This window comes from Nocardia sp. NBC_00403, assembly GCF_036046055.1.
Lineage (GTDB): Bacteria > Actinomycetota > Actinomycetes > Mycobacteriales > Mycobacteriaceae > Nocardia.
In genome coordinates, this window is record NZ_CP107939.1 from 2,364,686 (window position 1) to 2,378,108 (window position 13,423).

Annotated in this window: 14 protein-coding genes; 11 read left to right on the top strand and 3 right to left on the bottom strand. The window is 66.1% G+C overall.

Features of this window, described 5'->3' with window-relative positions; all coding sequences use genetic code 11:
- The first annotated feature begins 24 nt into the window (after positions 1-24).
- The 3 genes from OHQ90_RS10245 (at position 25) to OHQ90_RS10255 (ending at position 2,411) form a co-directional block, all read left to right on the top strand.
- Positions 25-225: a ferredoxin gene (locus tag OHQ90_RS10245; RefSeq protein WP_328409443.1), complete on the top strand. Its 201-nt coding sequence runs from the start codon at positions 25-27 to the stop codon at positions 223-225.
- Positions 226-266: 41 nt separating this feature from the next.
- The gene (locus tag OHQ90_RS10250) at positions 267-1,493 is read left to right on the top strand and encodes a cytochrome P450 (RefSeq protein WP_328409445.1); all 1,227 of its coding nucleotides are present in this window, start codon (positions 267-269) and stop codon (positions 1,491-1,493) included.
- A 252-nt stretch (positions 1,494-1,745) separates the two neighbouring features.
- Positions 1,746-2,411, top strand: coding sequence for a hypothetical protein (locus OHQ90_RS10255; protein ID WP_328409446.1), 666 nt, complete (start codon positions 1,746-1,748; stop codon positions 2,409-2,411).
- A 70-nt stretch (positions 2,412-2,481) separates the two neighbouring features.
- On the opposite strand, the gene OHQ90_RS10260 is transcribed toward OHQ90_RS10255, so the two are convergent.
- Complete coding sequence (locus OHQ90_RS10260; protein ID WP_328409447.1) at positions 2,482-3,279, bottom strand: AAA family ATPase; 798 nt, start codon at positions 3,277-3,279, stop codon at positions 2,482-2,484.
- Between the two features lie 176 nt (positions 3,280-3,455).
- On the opposite strand from OHQ90_RS10260, the gene OHQ90_RS10265 reads away from it, so the two are divergent.
- From OHQ90_RS10265 to OHQ90_RS10290, 6 genes are all read left to right on the top strand, one after another.
- Complete coding sequence (locus tag OHQ90_RS10265) at positions 3,456-3,758, top strand: WXG100 family type VII secretion target (protein WP_328409449.1); 303 nt, start codon at positions 3,456-3,458, stop codon at positions 3,756-3,758.
- 5 nt (positions 3,759-3,763) lie between these two features.
- The gene (locus OHQ90_RS10270; RefSeq protein ID WP_328409451.1) at positions 3,764-4,066 is read left to right on the top strand and encodes a WXG100 family type VII secretion target; all 303 of its coding nucleotides are present in this window, start codon (positions 3,764-3,766) and stop codon (positions 4,064-4,066) included.
- Complete coding sequence (locus OHQ90_RS10275; RefSeq protein WP_328409453.1) at positions 4,067-5,332, top strand: polymorphic toxin type 34 domain-containing protein; 1,266 nt, start codon at positions 4,067-4,069, stop codon at positions 5,330-5,332.
- Between the two features lie 95 nt (positions 5,333-5,427).
- The gene (locus tag OHQ90_RS10280; RefSeq protein ID WP_328409455.1) at positions 5,428-6,192 is read left to right on the top strand and encodes a HEAT repeat domain-containing protein; all 765 of its coding nucleotides are present in this window, start codon (positions 5,428-5,430) and stop codon (positions 6,190-6,192) included.
- A gap of 176 nt (positions 6,193-6,368) precedes the next feature.
- Positions 6,369-7,793 (top strand): PspC domain-containing protein, encoded by a 1,425-nt coding sequence (locus tag OHQ90_RS10285; RefSeq protein WP_328409457.1) that lies wholly within the window; start codon positions 6,369-6,371, stop codon positions 7,791-7,793.
- A 157-nt stretch (positions 7,794-7,950) separates the two neighbouring features.
- Positions 7,951-8,586 carry a response regulator transcription factor gene (locus OHQ90_RS10290; protein ID WP_328412751.1) on the top strand — a complete coding sequence of 212 codons (636 nt, stop codon included), beginning with the start codon at positions 7,951-7,953 and terminating at the stop codon, positions 8,584-8,586.
- A gap of 6 nt (positions 8,587-8,592) precedes the next feature.
- On the opposite strand, the gene OHQ90_RS10295 is transcribed toward OHQ90_RS10290, so the two are convergent.
- A complete protein-coding gene (locus OHQ90_RS10295; RefSeq protein WP_328409459.1) occupies positions 8,593-9,714 on the bottom strand; it encodes a serine/threonine-protein kinase in 1,122 nt (373 codons plus the stop codon).
- Between the two features lie 290 nt (positions 9,715-10,004).
- Here OHQ90_RS10295 and OHQ90_RS10300 point away from each other — a divergent pair, with 290 nt between their 5' ends.
- Positions 10,005-10,793, top strand: a complete 789-nt coding sequence (locus tag OHQ90_RS10300) for a hypothetical protein (protein WP_328409461.1) — start codon at positions 10,005-10,007, stop codon at positions 10,791-10,793.
- A 236-nt stretch (positions 10,794-11,029) separates the two neighbouring features.
- A complete protein-coding gene (locus OHQ90_RS10305) occupies positions 11,030-12,649 on the top strand; it encodes a DNA polymerase Y family protein (RefSeq protein ID WP_328409463.1) in 1,620 nt (539 codons plus the stop codon).
- Here the strand turns inward: OHQ90_RS10305 and OHQ90_RS10310 are convergent.
- Complete coding sequence (locus OHQ90_RS10310; RefSeq protein WP_328409465.1) at positions 12,640-13,347, bottom strand: class I SAM-dependent DNA methyltransferase; 708 nt, start codon at positions 13,345-13,347, stop codon at positions 12,640-12,642. The genes OHQ90_RS10305 and OHQ90_RS10310 overlap by 10 nt on opposite strands.
- Positions 13,348-13,423 lie beyond the last annotated feature (76 nt).

Below are 13,423 nucleotides of genomic sequence, written 5' to 3' on the forward strand. Positions count from 1 at the left end.
GTCACCTGGGAGGAGGGGTAACTGATGGAACTCGAGGTGGACCGGGAGCGCTGCATCGGCGCCGGCATGTGCGCACTGACCGCCCCCGGAGTATTCGACCAGGACACCGAGGACGGCCGGGTGGTGCCGCTGGACCTCACACCCGCGCCCGAGCGGGAGCCGGCCGTCCGAGAGGCCGCCCAGGTGTGCCCGTCCGGCGCGATCACCATCGTCTCCGACGACTAGACCATGTCTCCGGCGCAACAACCGCTACGAAAGGAAAACCGATGACTCACACGGTTCCCATCCCCAACGGCCTCCCCTTGGAGCGCAATGCGGGCCCCTTCGACCCGCCCCGCGAGATCACCCGGCTGCGCGAGGCTCGCCCTGTCAGTCCCATGGTCTTCCCCGACGGTCACGAAGGCTGGCTCGTCACCGGCTACGACGCGGTCCGCCGGCTCATGGCCGACACCCGGTTCAGCTCCCGCCAGGACATCGGCGTTGTCCACGTGCCGTACGAGACCCCCGGTATGCCCGTCGCCACCGAGCCGTCCCCGCAGCTGCCGGGCTTGTTCATCGCCATGGACCCGCCGGACCACACCCGGCTGCGACGCAAGCTCACCGGCGCTTTCACCGTAAGACGCATGAAAATGCTCGAAGAGCAGATCATCGACATCGCCGAGCGGCAACTGGACGCGATGGCGCGCCTTACCCCGCCGGTCGACCTGGTCAAGGAGTTCGCGCTGCCGGTGCCTTCGCTGGTGATCTGCGAACTGCTCGGTGTCCCCTACGCGGACCGGGAGAACTTCCAGGTCAACTCCGCCAAGTTCTTGGTCAAGGACCAGTCGCTCGACGAGAAGATGGCCGCGTTCGGCGCAATGACCACGTACCTGGCCGAACTGGTCACGCACAAGCGCGCCGCCCCTGGCGAAGACATACTGTCCGACCTGGCCCGCCATGACGACCTCAGCATCGAGGAGCTGACCGGCATCGCCTTCCTGCTGCTGCTCGCGGGCCATGAGACCACCGCCAACATGCTGGCACTGGGCACCTTCGCGCTCCTCGAGTACCCCGACCAGCTGGCCGAACTGCGCGCTGAACCGGAGCTGGTCCCCGATGCTGTCGAGGAACTCATGCGCTACCTGTCCGTTGCCGATATCTTCTATCGCTACGCCACGGAGGACATCGAACTCGGCGGTGAAACAATCGGCAAGGGATCGACTGTCGTTGTCTCATTGCTGGCCGCCAACCACGACCCCCAGCGCTTCGACAACCCCGACACCCTGGATATCCACCGCAAGGCCCGCGGTCACCTGTCCTTCGGCCACGGTGTCCATCAATGCCTCGGCCAGCAGCTGGCCCGCATCGAGATGCGCGCCGGTTTCGACGGACTGCTGCGTCGCTTCCCGACCCTCGAGCTCGCCATTCCCGCCGACGAGGTCAAACTCAAGACCGACATGAATATCTACGGCGTCCACGAACTGCCGGTCACCTGGACGGAAACGGCCCGGTAGAACCGTCGGGCGAGCGCGTCACCTGGGTGGGAACGCCTTCAGGGCCTGTCTTGTGGATCATTCCGGCGAGCGGCGAAGCCTCACCGCGGTTCCACAGGACATGCCCTAGCGGATACCGGAAAAGCGCACTGACAGAACGCCTTGGCGTGGCGCGCTTCCCAGCCGAGGGGCTAGATCGACGGGTCATCGACGTACGCTGAAACTCAGCTCCTTCGGGCAATTCTTGTCGTATCCAGCAAAGAGGACCCCGGCATGAACGAACGATCTCAGGACTGGCTGTACACCGTGTCCCGCGATCACCAGAACATCGTGCTGACGAAGACTCCACTGGTCTCGTACCCCTTCGGGCGATTGAATGATTCGGAAACATCGGCCGGCGAAGGCGCCGCCGCGCATCCAGCGGCCGCCGGCAATCGTGTCTACGTGGACGATCCACGAGTCATACATGGCCGAGTGAGCCCGCTCCCGGCGGCGGATACTACTGCCAGCGCTGCGCAGGCAACACCGTCAGCGGACCAGCAGTACACCAATGATTCGCTGCCGTCGTCTCCAGAAGAGAACGGTCATGCCCAGGAGCGGAACCACACAGTATCTCCGGCAGCTATGGCCGAAGATACCTCTGTATATGACATCGATCCGATGCCGCAGGTGCAAGCGGTTGTGAATGTCCGCAAGTACATACTCAGCCGCAATTCCGACTCCGGTAAGTCCGCACCGGGACAGTTGGTGGCCGAGCGGCTCAGTGTGGGCTGGATCGTGTACACACCCGCAATTGGGCGTCATCGCGGCGATGAAGACCGCTTCTACTACGTTGCGGACGATGGGGAACTCGAAGAAACGTCCTCTTCCGTCAATCGATCGGAATACATCAAATCTTTCGAACAGCGGTTCAGGCAACGCCGGGCCCTGTTCGGGTAGGGCGATACATCGCGGTGCCGACAGCCTTTTGTCTCGCGGACCGGTCGAGAAAATCGGTCTCCGGTTGCGTTCAGCTCGTCCGGCGTGGACTTGCTGCGAGCTCGATTCGCTGGGCAAGAGCGGTGCAGTCGATTGGTTGGGTCGTGTCGACTACGAGTGTGGGTGTGATGCCGAGTGGCTCGGCTTGCTCGGCCCACACCTGCCAGTCGTCGACCAGGTGCTGCTGGTCCTGATACAGGGCTGGACGGCGTCTGCTCGCATAGCGGGCCCTTGCTACCTCGGCTGGGACGTTGCACCACACCTCGACAGCGCGGTCGGCCCGCGTCTGTTCGATGCCTGCCTCGGCGAATGGCAAGTCGCGTGGTTTGAACCACCACGAGTCGATGACAATGGTTGTCGGTGTTGCCCGCGCGAGTGCCCACACCGCGTCCATGGCGATCCCGCCGATTGCGGGGATGACGACCATATCGTCGATACAGTCGGCCAGTGCCTCCTTCACGACGTCCTTGGACAGGAACTGGGCCCCCAGCGTTGCGGCCAATGACCGGCCCAGCGTCGATTTGCCCGAGCCCGGCAATCCGTTGACCAGCACCAGAAGTTTGTCCACCGGGACATCATGACGAGGGCAGGCGGGGTGAATGAAGTAGCCGTTCCCGACATCGCTCATCACGACCTCTCCCACGTAACCGTAGAACGTGATCAGGTCGGCAGCGGCGATGGGAACGGCAGTCAGCTGACCTGTCGGATCCCCATCAGCCTTGTCAGCGAGACGAACCTTGTTCTCACCCGCTGGGTAGCCGAACCTCGCCTCGAACGAGGTGGACAACGTCTCCAATTCGGTCGCGAACTCGGCGCACCGCTGTGACAACTAGTTCCCGGTCATCTCCGCCCGGCTCATCGGCCCGAATCATTGCACGATGTGGCAGGTCGACGTCGCCCAGCGAGGAAGCCTACGTGCGAAATCTATTCCGGCACAACGAAGAACCGGCTGGTAGAGTTCGGAGTTATGAGTGCTCCAGGGGGACACCTGGTTCCGGCCAAGCGTTGTCAGTCGTTCCTGATCAAGTCCGTGACGTCGGTACCTACGTGTTCGGTCTCGCCGATGCTCTCGGAGCGGCGCTCGACTCCGCTGCTCGTGAGGTCGAATCCCTGACAACAAGCAGTTGGACCGGCGACGCGGCCACCGGTTTCAATACCGGGTGGAATGAAGTCAGCGACGGCGGCAGGCAGATCATCTCCGCCCTCACGGGACTGGCCGAGAAGCTCGGTGTCACGGCCGAAACCTACCAGCGCCGTGACGAATCCAATGCGGGTGCCCTATCCAACTCCAGCCTCGATCTGCCGTAACTGTCGTGACCAATCCTTTCGCCGTCGACCTCGACGAACTAGAGCAGATCATTGCCCGGCTGTCCGGGTTGGCCGCGTTTATCGCCGACCACCTGGATGAAATCGACAACCGGATCGCGACCCTGCGCGGCACGGGGTGGGAAGGTATTGCCGCACAGGCGTATTCGGATGCCCATCAGCAGTGGATTTCGGGTGCGCGGGAGTTCGCAGAAGGCATCCGCGACATGAGCGACGCGGCAAAGTCGGCCCACGGGGCGTATTCCGAAGCTGCGGAGGTTAACTCCAAGATGATGCGGGGCGAGTCGTAGGTGGCCGTCAACATCGATCCACAGACTTACTACGACGCCGCTGCCAAGTGCGGGAAGGTGAACAGTGCGGTCCTTTCCGCACTGTCGACGCTATGGAACTCGCTGCAGGATTCCGGGCAGATGGCGGGCAGTTATGACAAGGTGGCCCGTTGGGCTGCCGACTATGACGAGAACACAGCGGATCTTCTCAGCACCTGCGCGTCGTTGTCGAACGCTCTCGCCAATTTCTCCAACATTCTGAACACTGCGGGAAACAATTGGGTTTACTCGAACTGGAAGGCGAATCCGGACCCGGCGAAAGGCGCCGCGCCCTCGCAGCCCTTCCATGTTCCGCAGGGTATTGCGTTCCAAAACGACATCAGCCCGCCGCCGTCAGCTTTCGGCGGCTCCGCCAAAGGGCTTGATACCAGCGTGCCCGGCCTGTTGGATCAGATCGGATACACGGTGCCGAACGGCGACACCGATCGCGTGAAATCCGCCGCGGACGCTTGGAAGAAATTCGCCGAATCCCCGGCCGTCAAGAACGCGCAGGCTGATATCAAGGCGATCATCACCGACATCCACTCGGCCAAAACCGATGCACCGGATATTGCTGATGTTGAGGCCCACCTCACCACCTTGTCCAACGGCGCAGCCGCCATCGCGTCGGTATCGGTGGCTCTTTCCGGGTCGGTCGGTGATCATCACACGAATCTGGTGGCGTTCAGGTCGGACCTGGACGGTCACGTCAGCAGCTTGATGAAGGAGCTGTTCTGGATTGCGGCCGGCACGGTGGCCGTGATTGCCTTGACCGAGATCCTGACGGTGGGTCTGGCAACCCTGGGCCCCGCCGAAGCCGAGGCCGCCGCCGGGACTACCGCCGGGGCAGCTGCGATCGGCGCCGCTGCGACGCGGATTCGTAACCTATGGAACATCTGTAGATTGTTCCAGGCCCTCGAGGTCGGCGTGGGAATAGCCGCAGCCGTGAACGCTGCTCATCCTCTCGATATTCAAACATCGTTGGACGACATAGCATCACTTGTCGCCGCTAGTGTCGCCGGTGTTTTCGTCGCCGAAATGGCGAAGGGTGGAAAGCAGCGAGTGGCCGACTCGGGAATTGAGAACGAGATGCGTGCGCTGATTCAATCCGGTGCTGCCACCGGCGCTTGCGAGGCTCTAGCGAAGCTGTGGGACGAGGCAGACGGCGATGCCAAGCGGCGACAGCGGATCAAGAAAACGCAGAAGCAGTACGATTGCCGCCACTCCAGTGGCGGCGGTGGGCGATAGGCACAGCGGTGTCTGAGTAGTCCACTCAAATCGACCGTGATCGAAGAATGTGAGGACAGGTGGACGGCGGAAGTTCCCCGCTCGATTCGGCGCTGATGTCAGGTGATCCTGATCGGCAGGTCGGTGCGTTGATAGAATTGATCAAGCTCGGTGATGGTGCGGCTGTTGCCGACATTCTGCCGCTTGTCGGTTCGCGTGATGTCGCCGTTCGTAGTGAAGCGGTGCGGGCAATCGGATACCTGGGTGTGGCGCAGGTTCCGGTTGTCGGTCCGGTGCTGGTGCGGATGCTGTCGGATTCGGACGAGATGGTTCGCAACGAAGCGGCCGAGGCGCTCGGCATCGTTCGGTACGATCTCGCGGTCGACGTGCTCGTGGACCTGCTGCGCACCGAGACGTCGTGGCTGGTTCGCGCTTCGATCTCCGAGGCGTTGGGGGGCTATCCGGGGCGGGCGACCGCCGCACTGGTCGGGCGTGTGCGCGACGTTGAAGAACTCGGTTCGGTGCGGCGGTACGCGATTGGTTCACTGGGTCGTACCGGTGACCTGGGGCGTGCTGAAATGTCCGCTCTTGCTGAGGAATTCGGATTGGACGAGGAGATCGGACCGCAATTGCGAATCGCCGCCTATCGGTCAGGCGATCGATCGCAGTTAGAGGGGCTCACTCGCGACGCAGCTCGAATGGAAGAGGACGAATCGGCCCGCTTCCTCAACGACGTAGAGGATATGTTGCGGCCCCCGGTACCACCGACTTTGTCGGAGGACTCCATGCTCATCATGACCATCCTCGATCTGGTCGCGATGCGCTGGCCGCTGTACTCGCGGCAGGCCAGGCATATCCGCGACCAGCTGCCGACAGCTTGACCCAGCGGGCAGCTCGCTGTCGATTTCCACCTCACTTGTCACATATCGACCATGTCGATCTCACCGCTGGTGACGAATATGACCGGTATGCGACAACGGCCCTGTAGTCACAACCAGCGAAGATCAGGGTGTTTCCTGATGGTCGGGTGTCGGTGGGGCGTGCCAGTATCGAAAGCATGTACCCGCCTGTGCCCGCGTTCGATGCTGCCCGTGGGTTCGATGCTGCCCGGGGATATGACCCTGCTCGGGGGTTCGACCCTGGTCGGGGATTCGGCGTGCCCGGCGGATCGGGGTCGATACCGGTGTTCGATCCCAGGCTGTCGCCGTATCCGCGGCTGGTGCGGCGCTCGGGTGGGCGGATTGTCGGCGGGGTAGCGGGCGGTATCGCCGATCACTTCGGGATCGACGTTTTCAAGGTGCGGATGGCATTTGTGCTGCTGTCTGCGTTGGCCGGGGCGGGCATCGTCGGCTATGGGTTGTTGTGGATCTTCACCCCGGGCGGTGCGGATGCGGCTCGGCCTTCCGGTGCGGAGCGCCGGCAGGGGATCGGGCTCGCGCTGCTCGGGATCGGGCTGGCGGTCGCGGTGTCGTGGCTGCTCAGCGGGACCGCGGCGAAGGTGATCATGCCGATCGTGGTGGTTGCGGTCGGTGCGGCGCTGGTGTGGCGCGAATACGACACCGATGGTCCGCGGTCGCTGCTCGGGCTGCCCGCGCGTCCGTCGGTGGTGACCTGGTCGCGCATCGTCGCGGGGGTCACGCTGATCGTGCTCGGACTCGGTGTGGTGGTGCTGGCCAGGATCGATCTGAGTTCCCTCGGGTCCGCGCTGATCGCGGTGGCGGTCACCTTGGTGGGGGCCGGTCTGCTGACGGTGCCGCTGTGGCTGCGCATGATGCGGGCGCTGAATGCCGAACGCGCGGCCCGTATCCGCAATGAGGAACGCGAGGAGATCGCATCGCACCTGCACGATTCGGTGTTGCAGACCCTGGCCCTCATCCAGCGGCAGGCCGACGACCCGCAGGAGGTGGCCCGGCTGGCCCGCGGCCAGGAACGCGAACTGCGGAAGTGGCTTTTCGAGGATGCCGGCCCCGCGCAGTCGAGTTTGGCCGCGGCCTTGCGCACGATCGCGGGTGAAGTAGAGGACCAGCACGGGGTGAAGGTCACCCCGGTGACCGTCGGGGATGTCTCGATGGATCCCGGCGACACCGGAGCGGGCCTTCCCAAGGAGCATTTCACCGCCCTGCTCGGCGCGAGCCGGGAGGCCCTGGTGAACGCGGCCAAGCATGCCGGAGTCCCGGATATCGACCTGTTCGCGGAGACCGAGCCACACCAGGTGAGTGTCTTCGTGCGCGACCGCGGCGCCGGGTTCGATATCGCGGCCATCCCGCAGGATCGGCAGGGTCTGGCGAAATCCATCCGCGGCCGGATCGAACGACGCGGCGGGCAGGTGGAGATTCTGTCGAACCCCGGCCGGGGCACCGAGGTGCGGATCATCATGCCGCGCAATGACTCCGGTGGTCACGACGATCAGGATGACGCGTCCGCGCCGACCGCTGCCGAAATGGCAGACCGGGTTCGGCAGCCGGTGCATCCCGGAAAGTGACCCAGTCCGCGCGGTTGGTGTGTCGATTGTCGCGGATGGATCAGGAAGCCCGGGGGTCCGGGTGAGTCTTGTGGTACCGATTGAGTGCGGGCAGCCCGAGAGTGGCCGGCAGTCAGGGTGGGCGATCCACCGACAGGTAGAGGAGAAGTAGGTGGCCGTGCGGGTCTTTCTCGTCGATGATCACGCCGTATTTCGTTCGGGTGTCCGGGCGGAGCTGAGCCGCGAGCCCGATATGGAGGTCGTCGGGGAGGCCGGTGGAGTGGCCGAGGCGGTTGCCGGGATCAATACCGCCAAGCCCGATGTCGTGCTGCTCGATGTGCACATGCCCGAGGGCGGCGGGGTCGCGGTGCTTTCCGGGATCGAGGATGGGCCGGTGTGTTTGGCGCTGAGTGTGTCCGACGCCGCCGAGGATGTGATCGCGGTGATCAGGGCGGGCGCGCGCGGCTATGTGACCAAGACGATCTCGGGATCCGAACTCGCCGACGGCATCCGCCGGGTTGCCGGTGGCGATGCGGTGTTCAGTCCGCGGTTGGCCGGGTTCGTCCTGGACTCGTTCACCGGCAAGTCGCCGGTGCCGGAGCCGCCGCTGGATCCGGAACTGGATTCGCTGACGCCGCGCGAACTGGAGGTGCTGCGCCTGCTCGCGCGCGGCTACACCTACCGCGAGATCGCGGAAACCCTGTTCATTTCGGTGAAAACTGTGGAGACGCACGCCTCCAACGTGCTCCGCAAAACCCAGCAGTCCAATCGCAATGCGCTGACCCGCTGGGCGCACCGCCGTCGCATCGACTGAATGCGCTCACATCACCGCGATGAGAACGGCGATGATGATGATCAAGCCGATCAGCAGGCCGACGGCGATCGCCAGCGGTGCCATGCTCGGCTGCGGCGGCTTGGCGCGCTGGGGTGCCGGTGCGCTCACCCCCACTGCTGGGGTGCGATGCGGCCGCGGCAGCGGCGTCGAGTGCGGACTGCGCAGTCCCGATGCGGAATTCCGCGCCGCCCACGCCGGAATCGTGCCGTCCTCGGTGCGCACCGGAGCGCCGAGAATGTAGGGCCCGGTCCCGGGACCGAAAGCGGCGGTGAGGATTTCGTCCCTTGCCTGGGCCATTGTCGGCCGCCGCTGCGGTGCGGGTTCCATCATGTGCAGCAGGGCGTTGGTGAGCATGCCGCTGCGGGTCGGCGGAATGATCTGCGCCATCGCCGCGCGCGTGACGAGGACATCGGTGTCGTCGTCGAGACCGAACGGCGGCTGCCCCTCGATCGCGGTGTAGAGGGTGGCGCCGAGGGAGAAGACATCGCTCGCCTCGGTCGGCTGTGCGCCGCGCGCCACCTCGGGGGGTAGGTAGGCGGGGGTGCCGGTGATCACGCCGTCCGGGTCGTCGGAGCCTTCGCCCGCGCCGCGCGAGATGCCGAAGTCGCTGAGCTTGGCCATGCCGACGACCGGACCGCGGTCGGCGACGAGGATATTGCCCGGCTTGATATCGCGGTGCACGATGCCCGCGGCATGCGCGGCGGCCAATGCATCGGCGACCTGGGCGCCGATCTGCGCCACCTCGATCGGCGGCAGCGTGTCGACCAGCGACAATGCCTTCGCGACATTGCGCGAGGGCAGGTGCTCCATCACCAGCCATGGCTCGCCCGCTTCCAGCACCACGTCGTAGACGGCGATGGCGTGCTCGTGCGAGAGCTTCGCCGCCACCCGTCCCTCGTGCATGATCTGGCTGCGGATCGCGTTCGCCTCCGCTTCGCCGAGGCCGGCGGTGGAGAGCACCTGCTTGATGGCGACCTCTCGGTTCAGCAGCCGGTCGTGCGCGAGCCACACTGCGCCCATGCCGCCACCACCCAGCTTCGACTGCAGGCGGTAACGGCCGGCGACCAGATAATCCGGGCCGACAATGGGGCGGGGGCGATCGATCATGGGTGCAGGGTATCCGAATTCGGTGGTAGCTGGCCTGATTCGAGTCGAGAGTTCGCCAGCCACGGACGGTGATTTCAGCGCTCGTCCATACCGGGCTCGCAGTGCGCGTGACAGTACTCGCGGCGTGCTCTTGACGGATCCCGGGGGTGGGTTTCTACTAATGAAAGTATCGAACGTATATTCGATACTGATCGATAGCTGGATCGGTGCTGGCCCTTGCTTCCGCTGACAGGAAGGGGTTGCCCCGCATGCTTCGCCGTCGGGTCCATCGTGGGAAGTAGGTGGTAGAGATGGGTGCGGATGCGGAATCCCGAACGGGAGTCGGGCGGGATCGGACGCCGCCGGGCGTGGCGCGTGGCGATGCGCCGACGCTGGATGAGCTGCGCAGGCGAATGGCGGCGATACCCGGTCGTGGTGCGGCGGCGGCCGAGCGGATCCCGCTCGGCTCCGAACTGCGTCGTGAATCGCTTGCGGTTCCGCCTGCTCTTGCGGAGTTATTGCCCGATGGCGGCCTGGCCAAGGGCTCGGTCGTGGCCTACAACGGGACGAGTTCATTGCTGGCGGGCTTGCTGGCCGCGGTGACCGAGGGCGGTGGGCACGCCGCGGTGGTCGGGGTGCCACGGCTCGGTCTGCTCGCCGCGGTCGAGATGGGCGCTCAGCTCCAGCGGTTGGCGGTCGTCGCCGATCCCGGCCCCGATCCGGTGGAGGTGGCCGCAGTGTTGCTCGACGGCCTCGATCTGGTGGTGCTCGGCCTCGGTGGCGTCGCCGTCCCGCCCGCTCGGGCTCGCGTGATCGCCGCCCGCACTCGCAATAAGGGAGCCACTTTGGTGGTCACCAATGGCGGCTGGGCCAATCCGTCGCTTCGTCTGGACACCAGGGTCGCCGGATACGCGGGCCTCGGCGCGGGCCGTGGCAGGCTCCACTCGGTATGCCTGGAAGTCGATGTCCGTAGCAAGGCGGGACCGCCTCGCCGCGGTCGGATAGCGCTGCGCCCGCGCGCGGGCCGAGTGGAATGGGTGTCGCTCGAAACCCTCGACGCGACAGTGGAAACGCCGGACACGCGCGGTGCGGCATCGTGAGCGCGTACTTCGAGGGTGTGTCATTCGGGGCGGTAGATCCGGCAAGTGAGGTGACGCCCGATGTGCGTGGTGCGGCACCGTGAGCCGAGCGGGCCTGTGGTGTCGCTCGCTGATGCGAGGTCGGATACGCATGGCCGCGGCCCGATGTGCCGACCTGCACGCTGCCCGGCGCATCGGGACCGGGGCGTCGGGCCGCTTGGACGCGGATGGGCGAGGTCGGACGATACGGCCGATTCATGGGGCGTGGCACGGTGATTCAGCCGGGCCGGGTGCGCAGCGGTTCGCGGGTGCTGGCGCTGTGGTGCCTGGATTGGCCCGCGGTTGCGGCGGCGGTCGTGGCGCAGGTTCCGGCGACTCGCCCGGTGGCGGTGCTGGCGGCGGGCAAGGTGGTCGCGTGTTCGGCGATCGCGCGGTCCGAAGGGGTGCGGCGCGGGCTGCGGCGGCGTGAGGCGCAGGCGCGGTGCCCGAATCTTCTTATCGTGCAGTCTGATCCGGATCGGGATGCACGGTTGTTCGAGCCGGTGGTCGCGGCCGTCGATGCGACGGTGCCTGGGGTGGAGGTGTTGCGGCCGGGGCTGCTTGTGCTCGGTGCGCGCGGCGCGGCGCGGTTCTTCGGATCCGAGGAGGTGGCCGCGGAGCGACTGGTCGATGCGGTGGCCGCGGTTGGGGTGGAAGCTCAGGTCGGGATCGCCGACGAACTGTCCACGGCGGTGATCGCGGCACGGCGCGGCGTGATCGTGCCGCCGGGGGACGGCGCGCGATACCTTGCTCCACTGCCGATAGCCGAGCTCGCCGTCGAGCCGAGCTTGGCTGCGCCGGAGCGCGCCGACCTGGTCGATCTATTGCACCGCTTGGGACTACGACGGATCGGTAACTTTGCCGCGCTGACCTCGGTCGAGGTCGGATCGCGCTTCGGCGCCGACGCCGTGCTCGCGCACCGCAGCGCGCGTGGCGTGCCCGAGCGCCCGCCGTCGGCTCGTCGTCCGCCGCCGGATCTGACGGTGCAGTACCGCTGCGATCCGCCGATCGATCGAATCGATGCGGCCGCCTTCGCCGGTCGCATGCTCGCCACCCGATTGCACGCCGTGCTCGCCGCGGCCTCGGTGTCCTGCACCCGGTTGTCGGTATTCGCGGAAACTCAATCAGGCGAACAACTTTCGCGTATCTGGCGGTGTGCGGAGCCGCTGACTCCCGAGGGCACCGCCGACCGGGTGCGCTGGCAATTGGATGGCTGGCTCACTCGACGCGACGGTGCCAGGCCCACCGCGCCGATCACGCTGCTGCGACTGGAACCCGTCGAAGTGGTGGCCTCCGGTGCGCTCCAACTAGGGCTGTGGGGTGGGGTCGGGGAGGAGGACGAGCGGGCTCGTCGCGCCCTGATCCGGGTGCAGGGCCTGCTCGGCGGCGAGGCGGTGCAGGTCGGTGTGCTCAGCGGTGGTCGCGGCCCCGAAGAACGCATCACCATGGTCGCGCTCGGCGACGAGCCGGTGCCCGCCACCGACCCGGCCCTGCCCTGGCCGGGCCGCATGCCCCAGCCCGCGCCCGCGGTAATCCTGGTGAACCGTCCCGCGGTGCGCCTGGAAGCGGCCGACGGCACCCCGGTCCAGGTCACCGACCGTGGTCTGTTCACCGCGGACCCGGCCCGCCTGCACTGGGGGAGCCGGAACTGGCACTTGGCGGGCTGGGCTGGACCATGGCCGGTGGACGAGCAGTGGTGGACGCCCGAATCGCCCACCGTCGCGGCCGGCGTCGCGGCCCGCGCGCAGGCTCAACTCGCAGGCGAACCTGCCGACGTCCGCGTTCTGCTCCTCATCTACTACTCCGAAACCTGGCGCGCCGAAGGGCTTTACGACTGACCGGGCCGCGTCCAGACCATGGCCATGGTGAAGGGATGACCACGCAGGTCCGCCCATTTGGGCTTGGCCGCCAGCCAGGCGTCGTCCACAAGCGCCTCGACCATTTCGGTGAGCACCCAGCCCGCCGCCAGCGCCGCGGACATGTGCGCGCTTACCAGATGCAACTCGGTGCTGATCGCGACCGGCGCACCCGATGCGGTCGTGTAATGCGTCGGCATCCCGGTCACCATCATGAACTGGGGGTGGTAACTGACCATGACGCAGGAAGCGCCCGGCGCGGCCAGCCGCCATGCCTCTGCGTAGTAGGGCTCGAGTTTCGGCAGGTGCTCGTCGATCAGCGAGGAGATCACCAGATCGTAAGCGCCGCTGGGCAATCCGGTATCACGAACGTCTGCCCGCGCCAGCGTGGTGTGCGCACCGCGGGTCCTGGCCAGCTCCAACATGCCCGTGCTCATATCGACGCCGTCGATATTCGTGATCCCACGACCGCGCAGCCAAGCGCCGGTGCGGCCGGTCCCGCAGCCGAGATCGGCGGCGCGCCGCACGCGCGCCCAATCCGGATGGTGCAGCCGCGCCAGCAGTGCGAGGTCCATCTCGTCCATGACGGTCTGCTCGTAGGTCGGAGCCCACCCGTCGTATCCGGTGGCGACGTCGACGGTGGGATAGTTACGGCGGTCGAAATCCGCGAAGGACGGCATGGAGCGAAGTATTGCCCGGACCGTGCGGCACTCGCCAGCCGATTTCCGCCGGATGCGCGCGACCGATCGCCACGCG